We start from the raw sequence: 19,928 nt of genomic DNA, 5'->3' as shown, positions 1-19,928 counted from the left end.
TAGGTCGTGACCAGCGGTGGATGTGGACTGCGGTGGACGTGGACAGGACGCGCGCCGCAGGGGTACGCAGGACAGGCAGGCTCGGCCGCCGGGCGGCACGTCAGCAGGGTTACGGAGGAGGCCGTCATGATCGTACGGATCATGGGGGAGGGCCAGGTCGGGCTCGACGAGAGCCATCTCGGCGAGCTGAACAAGCTGGACGACGAGCTGCTCGCCGAGGTCAGGAACGGGGACGAGGAGGGCTTCCGGCGCACGCTGGGCGCCCTGCTCGACGCGGTCCGCCGCTTCGGGGAGCCGGTGCCCGACGACTCCCTGGAGCCGTCGACACTGATCCTGCCGTCGCCGGACGCGAGCCTCGAAGAGGTCCGTGAACTGCTCAACGACGACGGACTGATCCCGGGCTGAGGGCGGGGCACCGGGCGGGTACGGGGCGCGCCGGGCTTCCCGTACCGTTGCCTACCGTGCAGTATCCGCTTCCGCCGAGGAATCCTCTCGTGGGCCCCAGCCGTTGGCTGCGGGCGCATCAGGGGACGGCTGACGCGGGTCTCGCCGCCCTCGTCTTCGCGGTGATCCTGGCCGGCACGGTGGCCGGGATCCAGACGTACCGGCTCGGCCTGGTCGACACCGCGCTCGCGGCGCTGGCCTGCGGGTCGCTCGTCCTGCGCCGCCGCGTCCCGTGGGCGGTGCTGGTCTTCACCTGTGTGCTCTCCGCGGTCTTCATCGCGCTGCGCCCGGTGGACGGCCGGATCCCGGTGATCTTCGCGGTGGCCCTCGCCCTGTGCACCGTCGCCGCCCGCACCGACCGGCACACCACCTGGGTGACCGGCCTGCTGGTCAGCGTCGGACTGACCGCGCTGGCCATGTCCTGCGGTCCGGGGCCCTGGTACGGGCAGTCCAACTTCGGCGTCTTCGCCTGGACGGGCATGGCCGCGGCGGCCGGTGACGCGGCCCGCAGCCGCCGCGCGTACGTCGCCGCCGTCGAGGAACGGGCGCTGCGCGCGGAACGCAGCCGCGAGGAGGAGGCCAGACGGCGGGTGGCGGAGGAACGGATGCGGATCGCCCGCGAGCTGCACGACGTGGTCGCCCACCACATCGCCCTGGTCAATGTGCAGGCCGGGGTCGCCGCGCACGTCATGGACAGCAGGCCCGACCAGGCCAAGCAGGCCCTCGCGCACGTCCGCGAGGCGAGCCGGTCCGCCCTGCACGAACTGCGCGCCACCGTCGGCTTGTTGCGCCAGTCGGGAGAGCCCGAGGCGCCGATGGAACCGGCGCCGGGCCTCGCCGTCCTCGATCAGCTCCTCGACGGCTTTCTGCGCGCCGGGCTGCGCGTCACCGTCGAATGCGCGGTGGACGGCCACGAGGTGCGCGAGGACGCGCGTGCCGGGCCGGGGGAGCGGGGCGGGAGCGCGGCGGACGACCCGGCCGTGCCGCCGCTGCCCGCCAGCGTCGACCTCACCGCGTACCGCGTGATCCAGGAGTCCCTCACGAACGTGCAGAAGCACGCGGGCCCCGGCGCGGGCGCCGTCGTCCGCATCCGCCGTGAGCCGGGCGTGCTCGAAGTCGTGGTGGACGACGACGGCGCGCCCGGCGAGGCCGCCTCGCTGCTGCCGTCCGGCGCGCTGCCGGGGCCCTGGCGCGGCAGCGGTGCAGGCGGCACGGGCGGCACGGGCGGTACGGGCGGTACGGGCGGTACGGGGGACGGCGGCCCGCCGTGTCCCGCCGATCCGCGCGACGGCGCCCCCGGCGGCCACGGCCTGCTCGGCATGCACGAACGGGCCAGCGCCCTCGGCGGCATGTGCCGCACCGGCGCCCGCCCCGGCGGCGGCTTCCGCGTCTGGGTCCGGCTCCCGCTCTCCACGCCCCCGCACCCGGCCGCCGCCCCGGCCGTCCCGCCGCGCGCCCAGGGGAGCGCCGGATGATCGGCACCGGCCGCCTCGCCGACGGGCGCGCGCGGGGACCGCTGCGCGTCGTCCTCGCCGACGACCAGGCCCTGCTGCGCGGCGCGCTGCGCGTCCTGGTGGAGTCCGAGCCCGACATGGAGGTGGTCGGGGAGGCCACAGACGGCGCGGAGGCGGTCGAACTGGCCAGGACCGCAAGCCCCGACGTGGTGCTGATGGACATCCGGATGCCCCGTACCGACGGCCTCGCCGCCACCCGCGAGATCACCGCCGACCCGGAGCTGACCGGGGTCGCGGTGCTGGTGCTGACCACCTTCGAGGCCGACGAGTACGTGGTGCAGGCGATCCTCGCGGGGGCCGCGGGCTTCCTCGGCAAGGGCGCGGAGCCCGAGGAACTGCTCGGCGGCATCAGGACGGTGGCGGCGGGGGACGCGCTGCTGTCGCCGTCCGCGACCAAGAGCCTGATCGCGCGTTTCGTGTCGCAGCAGATCGACGCCGGGGTCCGTACGGTCGCCGGTCTCGACGCGCTGACCGTCCGGGAGCGGGAGGTGCTGATCGAGGTGGCGGGCGGGCTGTCCAACGCGGCCATCGCGGCGCGCCTCGGCGTCAGCCCGCTCACCGTCAAGACCCACATCAACCACACCATGGCCAAGCTGGCCGCCCGCGACCGCGCCCAACTGGTCGTCGCCGCCTACGAGTCGGGCCTGGTCCGCCCCCACCCCCGCTGACCGCGCCCCCGGCCGGGCCCGTCGTCCGCCCCGCCACCGCCCGCCCGCAGCGGAGCCGCCTCGTCGGACTCCTCAGAGGAAGGTCTCCGAGGGGATGTACGGCATCGGCGGGCGCATGCCGCGCAGGCAGACGAATCCGGCGTTGGCGATCTCCAGGCCGGCGGCGATCCCGACGTCCAGGGCCCAGTCCTGCTCGGCGGTCAGCCGGTCGACGCGGGCGGTCTCGCCCTCGGGGACGCTCAGCAGCGCGGCGGTCAGGAGGCGGGAGGCGAGACGCCGCGAGGTGGCGGCGATCAGCTCGACGCTGCCGCCGCGCAGGTAGCAGTAGCCACTGCCCGCGAGGTCGTCGACCACGAACAGCCGGTGGTGGCGCAGCAGTTCCTCGTGGTCGGCGCCGTGCGCGCCGCCCCGGGTCCTGCGGTCGAGGGAGTCCAGCAGGTCGCGGTGGCGGGCGGTGCCCTCGTGCACCGCGCCGTCCGGCGGCTTGAGACCGGCCGCGTCCACCGGGCCCGTGAGCCGCATCGCGGGGTGCAGCGTGAAGCCCGCCCTGCGGTACGTACGGGCCGCCACCGGGTGCCGCGAGCCGCAGATGATGCCGCGCAGGCACGCCCTGCCGTGCACCAACGCCCGCGCGAGCAGCGCCTTTCCGACGCCCTTGCCCTGCGCGCCGGGCACCACGGCCAGCAGCGACAGGCCCCAGGTGCCCTCGCGCCGGGTGGACAGCGCGACCCCGACCGGGCCCGCCGTCCCGTCCTCGATCAGCCAGCAGCCGCCGGGGTCGCTGCGCGCCAGGTGCCGGGTGGTGCTGTGCTGTCTGGCGATCTCCGCGGCCGGTAACGGCCCTTGCGGCGCCTCGCCCTTCAGCACGTGCGAGGCGCCGAAGGCGGCGGACGAGATCACCCGCACGACTTCGGCGTCCTCCTCGTCGTCACGTACCGGTCGAAGGATCACGCGTCCATCATCGCGCCGCGCGTTACGGCAGGGCCAGCATCTGTTCCAGTGCCAGCTTCGCGAAGTGCTCGGTCTCCGCGTCGACCTGGATGCGGTTGACGAGCTTGCCGTCGGCCAGCGACTCCAGCGTCCACACCAGGTGCGGCAGGTCGATCCGGTTCATCGTCGAGCAGAAGCAGACGGTCTTGTCGAGGAAGACGATCTGCTTGTCGGGATGGGAGTTGGCGAGCCTGCGCACCAGGTTCAGCTCGGTGCCCAGCGCCCACGCGGAACCGGCGGGGGCCTCGTCCAGCATCGTGATGATGTGCTCGGTCGAGCCGACGTAGTCCGCCGCCGCGACCACCTCGTGCTTGCACTCGGGGTGCACCAGGACGTTGACGCCGGGTATCCGGGCGCGGACGTCCTCGACCGACTCCAGCGAGAAGCGGCCGTGCACCGAGCAGTGGCCGCGCCACAGGATCATCTTGGCCGCGCGGAGCTGCTCGACGGTCAGACCGCCGTTCGGCTTGTGCGGGTTGTAGACGACGCAGTCGTCCAGCGAGAAGCCCATGTCGCGTACGGCGGTGTTGCGGCCGAGGTGCTGGTCGGGGAGGAAGAGCACCTTCTCGCCCCGCGAGAAGGCCCACTCCAGCGCGCGCCGGGCGTTGGACGAGGTGCAGATGGTGCCGCCGTGGCGGCCGGTGAAGGACTTGATGTCGGCGGAGGAGTTCATGTACGACACCGGCACGGTGACGTCGGCGACGCCCGCCTCGGCGAGCACGTCCCAGCACTCCGCGACCTGCTCGGCGCTGGCCATGTCGGCCATCGAGCAGCCCGCGGCGAGGTCGGGCAGGATGACCTGCTGCCGCTCCGAGGTGAGGATGTCGGCCGACTCGGCCATGAAGTGCACACCGCAGAAGACGATGTACTCGGCCTCCGGCCTGGCGGCGGCGTCCCGCGCGAGCTTGAAGGAGTCGCCGGTGACGTCCGCGAACTCGATCACCTCGTCGCGCTGGTAGTGGTGGCCGAGGATGAAGACCTTGTCGCCGAGGCGGGCCTTGGCGGCGCGGGCGCGCTCCACCAGGTCCGGGTCGGACGGTGCGGGCAGGTCCCCGGGGCACTCGACTCCGCGCTCGCTGCGGGGGTCGGACTCCCGGCCGAGCAGGAGGAGTGCGAGAGGCGTGGGCTGTACGTCCAGCGGTTGCGTCGTGGTCACGGGCCCGTAGCCCTTTCTTTGCAGCGCAGACCTTTTCGTCTACTTGACGTTATCTATGATAGCCCGTTCGTGTCAGATTGACGATGCCGGTTTCGTCAATGTGACGCATTCGCTCTCGCCGCTCCCCGCGCCCTCCCTCGCCGCCGCCGCGGTGTGCGAGCATGGAGGGGAATAAGTCGTAGCGGACCTCGACACGCACGGAATGAATCCGCGCGGTTGCCGGTTAGCAGTCGGTAGCCAGCAGTCCGTACAACCCGGGAGAGAAGCACATGACGGTTCAGGACGAGACCACCACGACGGACGGCATCCTCCTGTCCGACGCTGCCGCCATCAAGGTGAAGACCCTGCTGGAGCAGGAGGGCCGTGAGGACCTCGCTCTGCGCGTCGCCGTCCAGCCCGGTGGCTGCTCGGGACTGCGCTACCAGCTCTTCTTCGACGAGCGCTCGCTCGACGGCGACGTGGTCAAGGACTTCGGCGGCGTCAAGGTCGTCACCGACCGGATGAGCGCCCCGTACCTGGGCGGCGCCTCGATCGACTTCGTCGACACCATCGAGAAGCAGGGCTTCACGATCGACAACCCGAACGCCACCGGCTCCTGCGCCTGCGGCGACTCGTTCAGCTAACCGGTCCGCGGCCGGGCCCACGCCCGGCCGCACCGGAGCACGAAGGCGGCGGCACCCCTGCGAGGGGGTGCCGCCGCCTTCACGTGTGCCCGGCGTACGCGGTGCGCTCAGCGCGCCTTCAGCGGGTGCCCGCTGGAGGTGTCCACGACCGTACGGCCGCCGAGCGGCTTGTCCAGCGTCACCTTCTCGGTGAACTCCTTGGCGAGCGTGACGCACGTGCCGCCCTTGTCGGCCGCGGTCACCGTCACCCGCACCTCGTCCGCCGACTCCGCGGCCTTCGCGCTGTACGTGCTACACACCCCGCCGTAGAAGGTCAGCGACAGCGTGCCGCCGTCCGCGTGGTACGTGCTCAGACCGACCGTGTGGTGCCGCTGGGCGGGCCCGCTCGGCTGCTCCGGCACGCCGGAGGGCGGCACGGCGGTACCGGGCGCGTCACGCTGGATGTACGCCGGGTCCACCGCGGGCTGCGCCTCCACGCTCGACCGGCTCACACCGGGCTGCGCGACCTCGAAGAGCCAGGACGGCACCAGCACCTGGGCGCCGGACACGTAGTCGAGCGACAGGCCGAACTCGGCCCCGCGCACGTCCATCGGATGGCCGTTGCCCGGCACGCACGGCAGCGTGTGGGGGAGCGTCCTGTCCTCGCCGGGCGTGGTCGGCAGGGCGCTCGGCTTCGGCGCGGGCGCCGACTTCGCCGGACAGGCGGCGATCCCGTGATCGGGGTGCATCACCTGCCCGTTGAGGTCCTTCAGCGCCTGCGCGGCGCTCACCACCGGATAGCTGTCGCCCTTGTCGAGCGCCGAGAGGCGGCCGTGCGCCAGCGTGATCAGCCCGTCGGAGCCGACGTCGAGGCCGGTGCTCCAGTTGTGCGTGGGCAGGCCGTCCACGACCGGGTCGGCCGTCACCGCGCGGAGCGCGCCCGCCGTCTCGTGCGCGTCGACCGTGGCGCCCGACAGGCCCAGACCGGCCAGTACGGGCGCGGCCACCGCCTTCGCGCGCTGCTCGGACACCGGCGGCTCGGGCGTCGGCGCCTGCGTCGAGGTCGTACCGCTCGCGGGTGCGGAGGACACCGGTCCGTTCGTGCCGGGGCTGCCGGGGCTGTCGGCGTTGCTCGAACCGCTGGTGCCGGTGCCGGTGCCGGTGTCCGTCCCCGGGCCGCTCTTCTCCGGGCCGCCGGGGTTCACCGGCCGCGGGGGATAGGCAGGTTCCGCCGGGTTGACGGTGGTCGCGCCGTACCGGCTGTACGACCAGGTGCCCGGCGCGGCCTTGGTGACCAGCAGCGTCGGCCCCGCGCCGTCGCCCGGCCCCACCCGCCACGAGTCGCCCTGCGCGGTGGCCGGGCCGCTCATCCCGAGCAGCTTCGCCAGCCGTTCCGCGTCGGCCGCGACGACCGGACCCTCCCCGCGGTAGACCGCGGCGGAGTCGGGGCCCTTGGGCAGCGAGCCGGTCAGCGTGTACGTGCCGCCGGTCGCCGGACCGCTGCTCGTCCCGTTGTCCGCGCCGCCGCCGTCCGCGCTGCCCGAGCCTTCGCCGGGGGCGTCGTTCAGCCGCAGCGGGGCCGGCCCGGCCTTCGGGTGACCGCCCTCGTTCGCGGTCGCCGCCCAGTACGCCCCGCCGCCGCCGGCCAGCAGGACGGCGGCGGCCACCGCCGCCACCAACAGCCGTGGCCGGGGCGCGGACCGCTCGGGGCGGGGCTCTTCCGTCGTCGGGTCCGCGTTGTCGTCGTCGCGTTCGGTGCTCACCGCGTGCTCCTTCGGCTCCGTACGTCAGATGCGGATCTGACGCGGCGGGCCGGATTCCGGTTCCGCCGGGCCCGTTGCGCCGTCCGGGGGAACGGCGACGCGGGCCCCGCCGAAGGGGCCGTTCGTGATACGCCGGACAGGCCCTAGTCGCCGAACTCGGCCATACCGCGCACCACGTGCGCGGAGGCGGGCGGGACGACGATGCCGTGCAGGCTGGCGGGGGCGACCACGGCCTGGGCCTTGGCGGCCGGGGTGTGCCAGTGCGCGGCCATCCGGCGGCAGTCGCCGAGCAACTGGTCGAGCGACTCGGGCTCGGCGAGCGGGAACGACGCGGACACCGGAGGCGTGGCCGAAAGGGTGGAAGCGGAGGACGGCACGGGTGCGGCGGGGGTAGACCTCATACCTCGACCCTAGGCACGGGCGGACCATCGAGAAAGCCCTACTATCGGGTAGTTTCGCCGTGTCCGACTGCTACGGCGCACCCGGTAGCGTGGGACGCCTGCTCTTCTCGTCGATCCCCCGCAGGAGCCTGCCGCCGTGCGTATCGCCGTAACCGGATCCATCGCCACTGATCATCTGATGACCTTCCCCGGCCGTTTCGCCGATCAGCTCGTCGCCGACCAGCTCCACACGGTCTCGCTGTCCTTCCTCGTGGACGGTCTCGACGTGCGGCGCGGCGGGGTCGCCGCCAACATCTGCTTCGGCATGGGCCAGCTCGGCACCTCGCCGATCCTGGTCGGCGCGGCGGGCAACGACTTCGCCGAGTACCGCGCCTGGCTCCAGCGGCACGGCGTGGACACCTCGTCCGTACGGATCTCCGAGGTGCTGCACACCGCCCGCTTCATCTGCACCACCGACGCCGACCACAACCAGATCGGCTCCTTCTACACCGGCGCCATGAGCGAGGCCCGGCTGATCGAGCTCCAGGCCGTCGCCGACCGCGTCGGCGGCCTCGACCTGGTCTCGATCGGCGCCGACGACCCCGAGGCGATGATCCGGCACACCGAGGAGTGCAGGACCCGCGGCATCCCCTTCGCCGCCGACTTCTCCCAGCAGATCGCGCGGATGGACGGCGACGACATCCGCGTCCTGCTCGAAGGCGCCGCGTACCTCTTCAGCAACGAGTACGAGAAGGGCCTCATCGAGGCCAAGACCGGCTGGAGCGACGAGGAGATCCTGGACCGGGTCGGCACCCGCGTCACCACCCTCGGCTCCCACGGCGTCCGGATCGACCGCAAGGGCGAGGAGCCCGTCCAGGTCGGCTGCGCCGAGGAGCAGACCAAGGCCGACCCCACCGGAGTCGGCGACGGCTTCCGGGCCGGCTTCCTGTCCGGGCTCGCCTGGGGCGTCAGCCTCGAACGCGCCGCGCAGGTCGGCTGCATGCTGGCGACCCTCGTCATCGAGACCGTCGGCACCCAGGAGTACGAGCTGCGCCGCGGCCACTTCATGCAGCGCTTCAGCAAGGCGTACGGCGACACCGCCGCCGAAGAGGTCCGCACGCACCTCGGCGCGCGCTGAACGCTCCCGGATGAGCGCCCGTCAGGCCCTGCGCCGCACCGTGTACGCGGTGCCGTGCTCCGCCGGGCGCTCCCCCAGATAGTCGTGGGCCCGCATCTCGCACCACGCGGGGATGTCGAGCCGGGCGGCCTCGTCGTCGGACAGCACGGTGACGAGGCCGCCGACCGGCACGTCGTCGATGACCCGCGCGAGGTCGATGACCGGGATCGGGCAGAGCTTGCCGAGCGAGTCCACGACCAGAGCGGACTCCCGCGGCTCCCGCCCGCCCTGTCGGCCGGGCCCGGCCGACGCGGCCGACGGCGCGCCCAGCGCCGAGCGGACCTCGGCGACGACCCCCGGCAGCACCGCGAGGAAGCGCTCGACGTCCTCCGCGGCGGTCCCCGGCGGCAGCGACACCCGTACGTTCCCCTCGGACAGCACACCCATCGCCTTGAGCACATGGCTGGGCGTCAACGTGCTCGACGTGCACGACGATCCGGACGACACCGAGAAACCGGCCCGGTCGAGACCGGTCAACAGCGCCTCGCCGTCGACGTACAGGCAGGAGAAGGTGACCAGGTGCGGCAGCCGCAGCGTGCCGTGGCCGACCACCTCCACGTCCGGCACGACCCGCGGCACGCGCGACCTGATCAGGTCCACCAACGCCGTCAGCCGGACGGCCTCCCGCGCCGCCTCCTCGCGCACCGCCCGCAGCGACGCGGCGGCGGCGACGATCGCGGGCAGGTTCTCGAAGCCGGGCGCGCGCCCCGACTCCCGTTCGTCCGCGGGCCCCTGAGGCGCGAAGCGGGTGCCCTTGCGGACCACGAGCAGCCCGACCCCGGACGGCCCGCCCCACTTGTGCGCGCTCGCCGTCAGCAGCGACCACTCTCCCTCGACCCGCCCCCAGCCCAGCGACTGCGCCGCGTCCACCAGGAGCGGCACCCCGGCCGCCCGGCACAGCGCCGCCGCCTCCGCGACCGGCTGCACCGTACCCACCTCGTGGTTGGCGGACTGGAGGCAGGCCAGCGCGGTGTCCGCGCGCAGCGCCGCCGCGAAGTCCGCGGCGGCCACCCGCCCCGACCGGTCGACGCCCACCGTCACCCGTTCGTACGCCTCCGCCGCGTGCAGCACCGACGAGTGCTCGACGGCCGAGACCACCACCTGACGGCCCGTCCGACGGCGGCCCGCCATGGCGCCGGACACACCCGTGTGCACCGCGCGTGTCCCCGAAGGAGTGAAGACCAGTTCGTCGGGGCGGCAGCCGACCGCGTCCGCCGCGGCCTCGCGGGCCGCGTCGAGCAGCAGCCGCGCCCGGCGCCCCTCGCGGTACAGCCGCGCGGGGTCGGCCCACCCCTCGTCGAGGGCGGCGAGCAGCGCCTGCCGGGCGACTGGGTGCAGCGGAGCGGCCGAAGCCGTATCGAAATAGGACACCTCAGCACGCTACAACCCGCCCGCGCCGACCGGCCGGGCGCACTGTCAGAAGGCCCCCGGAGTGCGGGATTCCATCCCTTCGGGGTGTGCCCCGGCGCGTTGTACCCCCTCCCCGCGTGACCTCAAATAGCGTCCAGTAGGGTTTGGTCCGCATAAACATCCACACCTAATTGCCCGTGCACGGACCGACCGACCAGCAGGCGGCCGGGCACCCGGACGCTCGGGCGAGACTCTCGGGAAGGCGCTACGTGAGTCCCAACGGCTCCGACCTCCCCCACGGCCAGAACGGCGTGGGAGGTACCCCCTCGTCGCGGCGCCCGGTGCGGCGATGGCTGCCGCGGGCGCTGGCCGCGGGCCTGGTCCTTGCGACCGCCACTGGTTGCTCGTACAAGGACTATCCCCGCCTCGGCATGCCCAGTCCTGCCACGGAACAGGCACCCCGGATCCTCGCGCTCTGGCAGGGCTCCTGGGCCGCCGCGCTGGTGACCGGCTGCCTTGTCTGGGGCCTGATCCTGTGGAGCGTGATCTTCCACCGGCGCAGCCGGACCAAGGTCGAGGTCCCCGCGCAGACGCGCTACAACATGCCCCTTGAGGCCCTGTACACGATCGTCCCGATCATCGTCATCGCGGTGCTGTTCTACTTCACCGCCCGTGACGAGTCGAAGATCCTGGACACCTCCAAGAAGCCGCAGCACGTGATCAACGTGGTCGGCTTCCAATGGAGCTGGGGCTTCAACTACGTCGAGGACGTGGACGGCAACCCGGCGACCCCCACGGGCGTGCCGAAGGAACTGTCCGAGATCCCCGCGAACAAGCTGCTGCTGCCCCCCGGCGCCGAGGGCGTCTACGACGTGGGCACGCCGGCCAGCAGGAACCCGGACACCGGCAACCCCGGTCCGACGCTCTGGCTCCCCAAGGGAGAGAGCGTGCGGTTCGTCCTCACCTCGCGTGATGTCATCCACTCCTTCTGGATCGTTCCGTTCCTGATGAAGATGGACGTCATCCCCGGCCACACCAACGTCTTCGAGGTGACTCCGAGCAAGGAGGGCACCTTCCTTGGCAAGTGCGCCGAGCTTTGCGGTGTGGACCACTCCCGGATGCTCTTCAACGTGAAGGTCGTTTCGCCCGAGGAGTACAAGCAGCACCTCAAGGACCTGGCGGCGAAGGGCCAGACCGGGTACATCCCGGCGGGCATCGCCACCACGGGCAACGCGAAGAACTCGGAGCCCAAGACCACATGAGCATTCTGAACGAACCGCAGGGCGCCGCCGCGGCGGACGACTCCTACGCGGACGAGATCCCGGCACGCCGGCGCAAGCCCGGCTCGGTCATCGTCACGTGGATGAGCACCACGGACCACAAGACGATCGGCTCGATGTACCTCATCACGTCGTTCGCCTTCTTCCTCATCGGCGGCGTGCTCGCGCTGCTGATGCGCGCGGAGCTGGCCCGGCCGGGCAACCAGTACCTGTCGAACGAGCAGTTCAACCAGGCGTTCACGATGCACGGCACCGTGATGCTGCTGATGTTCGCGACCCCGCTCTTCGCGGGCTTCGCGAACTGGATCATGCCGCTGCAGATCGGCGCCCCCGACGTCGCGTTCCCGCGGCTGAACATGTTCGCCTACTGGCTCTACCTGTTCGGCTCGCTCATCGCGGTCGGCGGCTTCGTGACCCCGCAGGGCGCGGCCGACTTCGGCTGGTTCGCGTACTCGCCGCTGTCGGACGCGGTCCGCTCGCCGGGCATCGGCGCCGACATGTGGATCATGGGCCTGGCCCTGTCCGGCTTCGGCACCATCCTCGGCGCGGTCAACTTCATCACCACGATCATCTGCATGCGCGCACCCGGTATGACGATGTTCCGCATGCCGATCTTCTGCTGGAACGTGCTGCTGACCGGTGTCCTCGTCCTGCTGGCCTTCCCGGTGCTCGCCGCCGCGCTGCTCGCCCTGGAGGCCGACCGGAAATTCGGGGCGCATGTGTTCGACGCCGCCAACGGCGGCGCGTTGCTCTGGCAACACCTCTTCTGGTTCTTCGGCCATCCAGAGGTGTACATCATCGCGTTGCCCTTCTTCGGCATCATCTCCGAGGTCATCCCGGTCTTCAGCCGCAAGCCGATGTTCGGCTACATCGGCCTGGTGGCCGCGACGATCTCCATCGCCGGTCTGTCCGTGACCGTGTGGGCGCACCACATGTACGTCACCGGCGGGGTGCTGCTGCCGTTCTTCTCGTTCATGACCTTCCTGATCGCGGTGCCGACCGGTGTGAAGTTCTTCAACTGGATCGGCACGATGTGGAAGGGGTCACTGAGTTTCGAGACCCCGATGCTGTGGTCCATCGGCTTCCTGATCACCTTCGCCTTCGGTGGTCTGACCGGTGTCATCCTGGCGGCGCCGCCGCTGGACTTCCACGTCTCGGACTCGTACTTCGTGGTCGCACACTTCCACTACGTGGTGTTCGGCACCGTCGTGTTCGCGATGTTCGCGGGCTTCCACTTCTGGTGGCCCAAGATGACCGGCAAGATGCTGGACGAGCGGCTCGGCAAGATCACCTTCTGGACGCTCTTCTTCGGCTTCCACGGCACCTTCCTCGTCCAGCACTGGCTGGGCGCCGAGGGCATGCCGCGCCGGTACGCGGACTACCTGGCGGCGGACGGGTTCACCACGCTGAACACCATCTCCACCATCAGCTCGTTCCTGCTCGGTCTGTCGATACTGCCGTTCCTCTACAACGTGTGGAAGACCGCCAAGTACGGCAAGAAGGTCGAAGTCGACGACCCGTGGGGCTACGGCCGTTCGCTGGAGTGGGCCACCTCGTGCCCGCCGCCGCGGCACAACTTCACCACGCTGCCGCGCATCCGCTCCGAATCCCCGGCGTTCGACCTGCACCACCCGGAGATCTCGGCGATCGACTCGCTCGTCAACCGGGGTCCCGACCAGGCGCTCTCGGGCGTCAGTGGCGACCTGCACCACGACCGTAAGGAGTCCGGTCAGTGAGGGTCCAAGGCAAGATGTTCCTCGGCCTGGCCGTCTTCATCCTGGCCTCGGCCATCGTGTACGGCCTGTGGTCCAAGGAGCCCGCGGGCACCACGGCGCTCTTCCTCGCCTTCGCGCTGAGCACGATGATCGGCTTCTACCTCGCGTTCACCGCGCGCAGGGCCGACACCGGCGCGCAGGACCGGGAGGACGCGGAGGTCGCGGACGACGCCGGCGAGCTGGGCTTCTTCAGCCCGCACAGTTGGCAGCCGCTCGCGCTGGCCACCGGCGGCGCGCTGGCGTTCATGGGCATCATCTTCGGCTGGTGGCTGCTGTTCGTCTCGCTGCCGGTGATCCTGATCGGCGTGTACGGCTGGGTGTTCGAGTACTACCGCGGTGAGAACCGCACCCAGTAGCCGGGCAGGGCGGTGACGCGGCCCCCACGGGACCCGCGTCACCCGGGGAACAGAAGTACGGGCGGGCCCGGACACCGACTCAGGTGTCCGGGCCCGCCCCTTCGCGCGCCCGACCTCTTTTGCACGTATCCACCGAGCGAAATCACCCGGTTGTTCCTAACTTGAGTGCATGAGCCACAATTCTCTACGCCGTAACGCGCTGCGCTGCTCCCTGCTGGTGGCGCCCCTCGCGGTGGGGCTCACCGCTTGTGGCGGCGGCGGCAATCCGCTCGCCGCCACGCCGCACGACGCCGCCGCCAAGGTCGCGTTCGGCTCCGCGGCCGGAGGCAAGGCCGACCCGTCCAAACCACTCCAGGTGACCATCAAGAAGGACGGGAGCCGGATAACCGACGTGACCGCTACGGACGCCGCAGGGCGCTACGTACGCGGCGAACTCGGCTCCGACGGCCTGAGCTGGCACTCCACCGGCGCGCTGGCCGCAGGCGCGCACTACACGGTCCGGGTGAGCACCGAGGACTCCGACGGCCGCCCCGGCCGTAAGACGCTCGGTTTCGACACCACGCCCGCGGACGCGGGACTGCACGTCGCCTTCGGCCCCGACGCGGGTACGTACGGCGTCGGACAGCCGATCACCGCCGAGCTGAGCGTCCCGGTCAAGGACCCGGCGGCCCGCGCCGCCGTCGAGGGCAACCTCAAGGTCAGCTCGACCCCTCAAGCCGCCCCCGGCTCCTGGTACTGGGTCGACGACCGCACCCTGCACTACCGGCCCAGCACGTACTGGCCCGCGGACGCCACGATCGACGTGACCAGCACCCTGAACGGCGTACGCGTCCAGGACGGGCTCTACGGCGGCACCGACAAGTCCCTGGAGCTGCACACCGGCGACCGGGTCGAGGCGCTCACCGACGCGGGCACCCACCAGATGACCTTCAAGCGGAACGGGAAGGTGGTCCGTACGCTCCCCGTCACCACCGGCAAGCCCGGCTTCTCCACCCGCAACGGCGTCAAGGTGGTGCTCGGCAAGGAGCAGTTCGTCCGGATGCAGAGCGAGAGCATCGGCATCGCCGCGGGCAGCTCCGACTCCTACGACCTGCCGGTCTACTGGGCCACCCGGGTGACATGGAGCGGTGAATACGTGCACGCCGCGCCGTGGTCCGAGGGCTCGCAGGGGTACGCCAACGTCAGCCACGGCTGCACCGGCATGAGCATGGACAACGCCCACTGGTTCTTCGACAACGTGCGGCAGGGCGACATCGTCGAGGTCACCCACAGCCTCGGCGACACGATGACGCCGTTCGACAACGGCTTCGGCGACTGGAATCTGAGCTGGGCGCAGTGGAAGAAGGGCAGTGCCCTCGGCGCCGCGGGTCAGTCCGCGGCGACGCAGAACACCGCCACCACCGCCACCGTCTCCAACCCGGCCCGGCTGCGCCCCCAGGCGCTCTGACCGGCCGCCGCGGCGCTCAGTGCGCCGTCGTCGCCACGGCCGTGGTCCTCGGCGCCAGCCTGGCCCGCAGCAGCCCCGCCAGGGACTCGCTGAGGGCGACCGGGTCGACGGGGTGGGCGACCGCCGCGTCGGCCCGGCTCCAGGTCGCCAGCCAGGCGTCCTGGGGACGGCCGATCAGCACCAGCACCGGCGGGCAGCGGAAGATCTCGTCCTTCGCCTGACGGCACACCCCCATGCCGCCGGCGGGGGAGGTCTCACCGTCGAAGACGCAGACGTCGATGCCGCCGCGCTCCAACTCGGTGAGAACCGCGGGCATCGTCGCGCACTCCACGTACTCCACCGGCGGCAGGTCGGCGGCGGGCCTGCGGCCGACGGCGAGCCGGACCTGCTCCCGGGTGTTCGCGTCGTCGCTGTAGACCAGCACCGTGGCGGTCGCCTGCATCGTGGTTCCTCCTCGTGAAGGCGTTCTCAAGTGCGTCGGATGCTACTCCCGCCAGCGCCTTCGCGAGGAGGGTTCGTAGCCCGCGAAGATCGGCGGCCCGGTCGTCCGACGCACCGTCATCCCTCCTTCGGGGGACGGCGCCGCTAGGCCACGCGGGTCTCCTGCGGGCCTTGACACACCGAATGGCACCCCCCGGAGTCAGCGCCAGATAAGCGACCGACATAATGTCGGACGTGGCGACAGCAACAGCAGTAGATACCGGGCACGCGCACCCGTCGGTCAACCGGCCGAACCTCACCAGCGTCGGAACCATCATCTGGCTGAGTTCCGAGCTGATGTTCTTCGCGGCCCTCTTCGCGATGTACTTCACCCTTCGGTCGGTCACGGGTGCCGACTTCTGGAAGGAACACGCCCATGCGTTGAACGTCCCGTTCTCGGCGACGAACACGACGATCCTGGTGCTCTCCTCCTTCACCTGCCAGATGGGCGTCTTCGCCGCTGAGCGCGGCGACGTGAAGAAGCTCCGCTCCTGGTTCATCGTGACCTTCATCATGGGTGCGATCTTCATCGGCGGGCAGATCTTCGAGTACACCGAACTGGTCAAGAAGGACGGCATCTCGCTCAGCTCGGACCCCTACGGCTCGGTGTTCTACCTGACGACCGGGTTCCACGGGTTGCACGTGACGGGCGGACTGATCGCGTTCCTGCTGGTACTCGGGCGGACGTACGCGGCCAAGCGGTTCACCCACCAGCAGGCCACCGCAGCCATCGTCGTGTCCTACTACTGGCACTTCGTCGATGTCGTGTGGATCGGCCTCTTCGCCACGATCTACCTGATCAAGTAGCCGGTCGCACACCGCACACACATTCCAGAAGCATCGACGCAAGAGATCCTGACACCGGGGTAATCCGTGAAAAAGCTCTCCGCACGACGGCGCCACCCGCTGGCGGCGCTTGTCGTCCTACTCTTCGCGCTCGCGGTCACCGGGGGGCTGTACGCCGCGCTCGCGCCGGCGCCGAAGGCGCAGGCCGACGACGCGGCCCAGTCCCTCGCGATCACTGAGGGCAAGAAGCTGTACTCCGTCGGCTGCGCAAGCTGCCACGGCACTTCGGGCCAGGGCAGCTCCGACGGACCGAGCCTGGTCGGCGTCGGCTCCGCCGCCGTCGACTTCCAGGTCGGCACCGGCCGGATGCCCGCGCAGCAGCCCGGCGCGCAGATCCCGAAGAAGAAGGTCATCTACGACCAGGCCGAGATCGACCAGCTCGCCGCGTACATCGCGTCCCTCGGCCCCGGCCCCGCCGTGCCGAGCAAGGACCAGTACAACCCCGCGGGCGCGGACGCCGGCAAGGGCGGGGAGCTGTTCCGCACCAACTGCGCCCAGTGCCACAACTTCGTCGGCAAGGGCGGTGCGCTGACCAACGGCAAGTACGCGCCGACGATCCAGGGCGCCTCGCCCAAGCACATCTACGAGGCCATGCTGACGGGTCCGCAGAGCATGCCGTCCTTCCCGGACAGCACGATGCCGCAGGACACGAAGGCGGACATCATCGCGTACCTCCACGAGGTCAACAGCAGCGAGACGAAGAACCCCGGCGGTCTCTCGCTGGGCAGCATCGGTCCGGTGTCCGAGGGTCTGGTCGCCTGGGTCTTCGGCCTCGGCTTCCTGCTCGTCTGCACCACCTGGATCGCCGCCCGGACGACCAAGGCCAAGAAGTCATGAGCGAGACTGGATCTCACAAAGACGTGTCAGAGAACCTGCCAAGTGAGCACGGCGCTCACGGGAGCGAACCAGCGGTCCCCGACGACCCGTTCGCCAACCCCGGCCATCCCCCCCACGAGTACCGCCGTCAGGACATCGACGAGCGGGCCGAGAAGCACTCCGAGCGGGTCGTGGCGGGGCTGTTCGGCCTGTCGATGCTCGGCACCGTCGCGTTCATCGCCTGCTTCGTGATCTTCCCGGTCGACAAGATCGTCTTCATCTTCCCGTTCGGCAACGTGAGCGCGCTGAACTTCTCGCTCGGCCTCACGCTCGCCGTGGCGCTGCTGGGCATCGGCGCGGGCGCGGTCCACTGGGCCCGCACCCTGATGTCCGACGAGGAGTTCGCCGACGAACGCCACGCGGCGGGCGCGGACGAGGAACTGCGCGAGAACATCGAGCAGCAGTGGGCGCAGGGCGCCCGCGAGAGCGGGTTCGGACGGCGCAAGCTGATCCGCAACACGATGTTCGGCGCCCTGACCCTGGTCCCGCTGGCCGGTGTCGTGATCCTGCGCGACCTCGGCCCGCTGCCGGAGGACAAGCTCCGGCACACCCTGTGGGCCAAGGGCAAGGTGCTGATCAACCAGAACACGAACAAGCCCCTGCGCCCCGAGGACATCGTGGTGGGCTCGCTCACCTTCGCGATGCCCGAGGGTCTGGAGGAGTCCCAGGAGGACTTCCAGGAGCAGATCGCCAAGGCGGCTCTGATGATCGTCCGGATCAAGCCGGACGACATCAAGGACAAGCGCGAGCGTGACTGGGCCCACGAGGGAATCGTGGCCTACTCCAAGATCTGCACACACGTGGGCTGCCCGATCAGCCTCTACGAGCAGCAGACGCACCACGTGCTCTGCCCGTGCCACCAGTCGACGTTCGACCTGTCGGACGGCGCGCGGGTGATCTTCGGCCCGGCGGGGCACCGGCTGCCGCAGCTTCGGATCAGCGTCAATGGTGAGGGCAATCTCGTCGCTCTCGGCGACTTCGATGAGCCCGTCGGTCCGGCATTCTGGGAGCGCGGATGAGTACTACGACGGAAAGCTCGACCCGTCGGGGCAAAAAGCCGGTCGGCCAGCGGGCCGCCGAGTGGACTGACCCCCGGCTCGGTATCTACAAGTTGGCCAAGGCCAACATGCGGAAGATCTTCCCGGACCACTGGTCCTTCATGCTGGGCGAGATCTGCCTCTACAGCTTCGTCATCCTCATCCTCACGGGTGTGTATCTGACGCTGTTCTTCCACCCCAGCATGAACGAGGTCGTCTACCACGGCCCGTACGCGCCGCTCCAGGGCGTGCGGATGTCCGAGGCGTACGCCTCCACCCTGCACATCAGCTTCGAGGTGCGCGGTGGTCTGCTGATCCGGCAGATCCACCACTGGGCCGCGCTGATCTTCATCGCGGCGATGATCGTGCACATGATGCGCGTGTTCTTCACCGGCGGTTTCCGCAAGCCGCGTGAGATCAACTGGCTGTTCGGCTGGACGCTGCTGTTCCTCGGCATGTTCACCGGCTTCACCGGTTACTCGCTCCCGGACGACCTGCTGTCCGGCACCGGCATCCGGTTCGCCGACGGCGCGGTGCTCGCCACCCCGGTGGTCGGCTCGTACCTGTCGTTCTTCCTGTTCGGCGGGGAGTTCCCCGGCCACGACATCGTCAGCCGGTTCTACTCGATCCACATCCTGCTGCTGCCGGGTCTGATGGCCGGTCTGCTGACCGCCCACCTGATCCTGGTCTTCTACCACAAGCACACGCAGTTCCCGGGTGCGGGCAAGACCGAGAAGAACGTCGTCGGCATGCCGCTGCTGCCGATCTACACCGCGAAGGCGGGCGGCTTCTTCTTCCTGGTATTCGGCGTGATCTCGGCCATCGCCGCGACCGTGTCGATCAACCCGATCTGGTCGATGGGACCGTACCGGCCGGACCAAGTGTCCACCGGCGCCCAGCCGGACTGGTACATGGGCTTCTCCGAGGGCCTGATCCGTGTGATGCCCGGCTGGGAGATCAACGCCTGGGGACACACACTCGTCCTGGGCGTGTTCATCCCGCTGATGGTCTTCCCGGTGGTGCTGGCGGCCATCGCCGTCTACCCGTTCATCGAGGCGTGGGTCACCGGGGACAAGCGCGAACACCACCTGCTGGACCGGCCGCGCAACCGCCCGGTGCGCACCGGCTTCGGTGTGGCCTGGCTGACCGAGTACTTCGTGCTGCTGATCGGTGGCGGCAACGACCTGTGGGCCACGCACTTCCACCTGTCGATCAACTGGATCACCTGGTTCGTCCGCGTCGGCTTCTTCGTCGCGCCGGTCCTGGCCTTCATCATCACCAAGCGGATCTGCCTGGGTCTCCAGCGGCGTGACCGCGACAAGGTGCTGCACGGTCGTGAGACCGGCATCATCAAGCGGCTGCCGCACGGTGAGTACATCGAGGTGCACGAGCCGATCTCGCAGGAGCAGCGGCACATCCTCACCGCGCACGTCCAGCCGGAGCCGATCGACGCGGGCCCCGAGGTGGACGAGAACGGCGTGGAGCGCAAGCTCAACCCGATCGAGAAGGCGCGGGCCAAGCTCTCCCGCGGCTTCTACGGCGAGCACAGCCAGATTCCGAAGCCCACGGCCGAGGAGTACGAGGAGATCACCAGCGGACACGGCCACCACTGAGCCGCCGCCGCTGAGCTGAGCCACTCACGGGCCGGGCCCGGGAATCCCCCTCAGGGGAGTCCCGGGCCCGGCCCTTCGGCGTCCGCCGTCCGCAGTGCGGGCAGGGAGCCGTCGGGCCCCGCGGCGCGGATAGGCTGAGCGCGCAGTTCCCCATCCCACCACCAGGAGCGTGGA

Annotated in this window: 19 protein-coding genes; 13 read left to right on the top strand and 6 right to left on the bottom strand. The window is 70.6% G+C overall.

What is annotated here, in order from left to right:
- The first annotated feature begins 126 nt into the window (after window positions 1-126).
- The 3 genes from ACIOC1_RS09090 to ACIOC1_RS09080 all read left to right on the top strand — a co-directional run bounded on the left by ACIOC1_RS09090 (window position 127) and on the right by ACIOC1_RS09080 (window position 2,626).
- Window positions 127-405 carry a hypothetical protein gene (locus tag ACIOC1_RS09090; protein WP_188282672.1) on the top strand — a complete coding sequence of 93 codons (279 nt, stop codon included), beginning with the start codon at window positions 127-129 and terminating at the stop codon, window positions 403-405.
- Between the two features lie 89 nt (window positions 406-494).
- Window positions 495-1,919, top strand: coding sequence for a sensor histidine kinase (locus ACIOC1_RS09085; protein ID WP_401852935.1), 1,425 nt, complete (start codon window positions 495-497; stop codon window positions 1,917-1,919).
- Window positions 1,916-2,626 (top strand): response regulator transcription factor, encoded by a 711-nt coding sequence (locus tag ACIOC1_RS09080; RefSeq protein ID WP_355334296.1) that lies wholly within the window; start codon window positions 1,916-1,918, stop codon window positions 2,624-2,626. The genes ACIOC1_RS09085 and ACIOC1_RS09080 overlap by 4 nt, the downstream gene beginning before the upstream one ends.
- A gap of 72 nt (window positions 2,627-2,698) precedes the next feature.
- On the opposite strand, the gene ACIOC1_RS09075 is transcribed toward ACIOC1_RS09080, so the two are convergent.
- Both ACIOC1_RS09075 and nadA read right to left on the bottom strand, forming a co-directional pair.
- Window positions 2,699-3,577 carry a GNAT family N-acetyltransferase gene (locus ACIOC1_RS09075; protein ID WP_355334294.1) on the bottom strand — a complete coding sequence of 293 codons (879 nt, stop codon included), beginning with the start codon at window positions 3,575-3,577 and terminating at the stop codon, window positions 2,699-2,701.
- A gap of 22 nt (window positions 3,578-3,599) precedes the next feature.
- The gene (nadA, locus tag ACIOC1_RS09070; RefSeq protein WP_355334291.1) at window positions 3,600-4,772 is read right to left on the bottom strand and encodes a quinolinate synthase NadA; all 1,173 of its coding nucleotides are present in this window, start codon (window positions 4,770-4,772) and stop codon (window positions 3,600-3,602) included.
- A 269-nt stretch (window positions 4,773-5,041) separates the two neighbouring features.
- Here nadA and ACIOC1_RS09065 point away from each other — a divergent pair, with 269 nt between their 5' ends.
- Window positions 5,042-5,395 (top strand): iron-sulfur cluster assembly accessory protein, encoded by a 354-nt coding sequence (locus tag ACIOC1_RS09065; protein WP_188281477.1) that lies wholly within the window; start codon window positions 5,042-5,044, stop codon window positions 5,393-5,395.
- A 107-nt stretch (window positions 5,396-5,502) separates the two neighbouring features.
- Here ACIOC1_RS09065 and ACIOC1_RS09060 read toward each other — a convergent pair whose 3' ends face one another.
- Together ACIOC1_RS09060 and ACIOC1_RS09055 are read right to left on the bottom strand one after the other, a co-directional pair.
- A complete protein-coding gene (locus ACIOC1_RS09060; RefSeq protein ID WP_401852932.1) occupies window positions 5,503-7,137 on the bottom strand; it encodes a hypothetical protein in 1,635 nt (544 codons plus the stop codon).
- Window positions 7,138-7,280: 143 nt separating this feature from the next.
- Window positions 7,281-7,538, bottom strand: a complete 258-nt coding sequence (locus ACIOC1_RS09055) for a hypothetical protein (RefSeq protein WP_401852929.1) — start codon at window positions 7,536-7,538, stop codon at window positions 7,281-7,283.
- A 136-nt stretch (window positions 7,539-7,674) separates the two neighbouring features.
- On the opposite strand from ACIOC1_RS09055, the gene ACIOC1_RS09050 reads away from it, so the two are divergent.
- A complete protein-coding gene (locus ACIOC1_RS09050; RefSeq protein ID WP_355334284.1) occupies window positions 7,675-8,655 on the top strand; it encodes a carbohydrate kinase family protein in 981 nt (326 codons plus the stop codon).
- 21 nt (window positions 8,656-8,676) lie between these two features.
- Here the strand turns inward: ACIOC1_RS09050 and ACIOC1_RS09045 are convergent, their stop codons facing one another.
- Window positions 8,677-10,065, bottom strand: coding sequence for a cysteine desulfurase/sulfurtransferase TusA family protein (locus ACIOC1_RS09045; protein WP_401852926.1), 1,389 nt, complete (start codon window positions 10,063-10,065; stop codon window positions 8,677-8,679).
- Window positions 10,066-10,313: 248 nt separating this feature from the next.
- Between ACIOC1_RS09045 and coxB the strand changes: the two genes are divergently transcribed.
- From coxB to ACIOC1_RS09025, 4 genes are all read left to right on the top strand, one after another.
- Window positions 10,314-11,306: a cytochrome c oxidase subunit II gene (gene coxB / locus ACIOC1_RS09040; protein WP_188281474.1), complete on the top strand. Its 993-nt coding sequence runs from the start codon at window positions 10,314-10,316 to the stop codon at window positions 11,304-11,306.
- Entirely contained in the window at window positions 11,303-13,060 is a 1,758-nt protein-coding gene (gene ctaD, locus ACIOC1_RS09035) for a cytochrome c oxidase subunit I (protein ID WP_355334278.1), read from the top strand. Before coxB ends, ctaD begins: the two co-directional genes overlap by 4 nt.
- Window positions 13,057-13,455: a cytochrome c oxidase subunit 4 gene (locus ACIOC1_RS09030; RefSeq protein WP_188281472.1), complete on the top strand. Its 399-nt coding sequence runs from the start codon at window positions 13,057-13,059 to the stop codon at window positions 13,453-13,455. The genes ctaD and ACIOC1_RS09030 overlap by 4 nt, the downstream gene beginning before the upstream one ends.
- 169 nt (window positions 13,456-13,624) lie before the next feature.
- Window positions 13,625-14,902, top strand: a complete 1,278-nt coding sequence (locus ACIOC1_RS09025) for an Ig-like domain-containing protein (RefSeq protein WP_355334275.1) — start codon at window positions 13,625-13,627, stop codon at window positions 14,900-14,902.
- 16 nt (window positions 14,903-14,918) lie between these two features.
- On the opposite strand, the gene ACIOC1_RS09020 is transcribed toward ACIOC1_RS09025, so the two are convergent.
- Window positions 14,919-15,344, bottom strand: a complete 426-nt coding sequence (locus ACIOC1_RS09020; RefSeq protein WP_355334273.1) for a hypothetical protein — start codon at window positions 15,342-15,344, stop codon at window positions 14,919-14,921.
- A gap of 224 nt (window positions 15,345-15,568) precedes the next feature.
- Between ACIOC1_RS09020 and ACIOC1_RS09015 the strand changes: the two genes are divergently transcribed.
- The 4 genes from ACIOC1_RS09015 to ACIOC1_RS09000 all read left to right on the top strand — a co-directional run bounded on the left by ACIOC1_RS09015 (window position 15,569) and on the right by ACIOC1_RS09000 (window position 19,754).
- Entirely contained in the window at window positions 15,569-16,189 is a 621-nt protein-coding gene (locus tag ACIOC1_RS09015; RefSeq protein WP_355334271.1) for a heme-copper oxidase subunit III, read from the top strand.
- A 66-nt stretch (window positions 16,190-16,255) separates the two neighbouring features.
- Window positions 16,256-17,065: a c-type cytochrome gene (locus ACIOC1_RS09010; RefSeq protein WP_355334269.1), complete on the top strand. Its 810-nt coding sequence runs from the start codon at window positions 16,256-16,258 to the stop codon at window positions 17,063-17,065.
- A complete protein-coding gene (locus ACIOC1_RS09005; RefSeq protein WP_355334266.1) occupies window positions 17,062-18,123 on the top strand; it encodes a Rieske 2Fe-2S domain-containing protein in 1,062 nt (353 codons plus the stop codon). Before ACIOC1_RS09010 ends, ACIOC1_RS09005 begins: the two co-directional genes overlap by 4 nt.
- Window positions 18,120-19,754 (top strand): cytochrome bc complex cytochrome b subunit, encoded by a 1,635-nt coding sequence (locus ACIOC1_RS09000; protein WP_355334263.1) that lies wholly within the window; start codon window positions 18,120-18,122, stop codon window positions 19,752-19,754. The genes ACIOC1_RS09005 and ACIOC1_RS09000 overlap by 4 nt, the downstream gene beginning before the upstream one ends.
- Window positions 19,755-19,928: the final 174 nt, after the last annotated feature.

The organism is Streptomyces sp. NPDC088197 (genome assembly GCF_044741185.1).
In the GTDB taxonomy this organism is placed as follows: domain Bacteria; phylum Actinomycetota; class Actinomycetes; order Streptomycetales; family Streptomycetaceae; genus Actinacidiphila.
This window is presented reverse-complemented; position numbering and strand designations above follow the sequence as displayed.

Excerpts from the sequence above, each read along its gene's own strand:
- ACIOC1_RS09090 (WP_188282672.1), top strand. The coding sequence starts at position 127 with ATGATCGTACGGATCATGGGGGAGGGCCAGGTCGGGCTCGACGAGAGC.
- ACIOC1_RS09080 (WP_355334296.1), top strand. The coding sequence starts at position 1,916 with ATGATCGGCACCGGCCGCCTCGCCGACGGGCGCGCGCGGGGACCGCTG.
- ACIOC1_RS09065 (WP_188281477.1), top strand. The coding sequence starts at position 5,042 with ATGACGGTTCAGGACGAGACCACCACGACGGACGGCATCCTCCTGTCC.
- ACIOC1_RS09055 (WP_401852929.1), bottom strand. The coding sequence starts at position 7,538 with ATGAGGTCTACCCCCGCCGCACCCGTGCCGTCCTCCGCTTCCACCCTT.
- ctaD (WP_355334278.1), top strand. The coding sequence starts at position 11,303 with ATGAGCATTCTGAACGAACCGCAGGGCGCCGCCGCGGCGGACGACTCC.
- ACIOC1_RS09025 (WP_355334275.1), top strand. The coding sequence starts at position 13,625 with ATGAGCCACAATTCTCTACGCCGTAACGCGCTGCGCTGCTCCCTGCTG.
- ACIOC1_RS09020 (WP_355334273.1), bottom strand. The coding sequence starts at position 15,344 with ATGCAGGCGACCGCCACGGTGCTGGTCTACAGCGACGACGCGAACACC.
- ACIOC1_RS09015 (WP_355334271.1), top strand. The coding sequence starts at position 15,569 with ATGTCGGACGTGGCGACAGCAACAGCAGTAGATACCGGGCACGCGCAC.
- ACIOC1_RS09005 (WP_355334266.1), top strand. The coding sequence starts at position 17,062 with ATGAGCGAGACTGGATCTCACAAAGACGTGTCAGAGAACCTGCCAAGT.
- ACIOC1_RS09000 (WP_355334263.1), top strand. The coding sequence starts at position 18,120 with ATGAGTACTACGACGGAAAGCTCGACCCGTCGGGGCAAAAAGCCGGTC.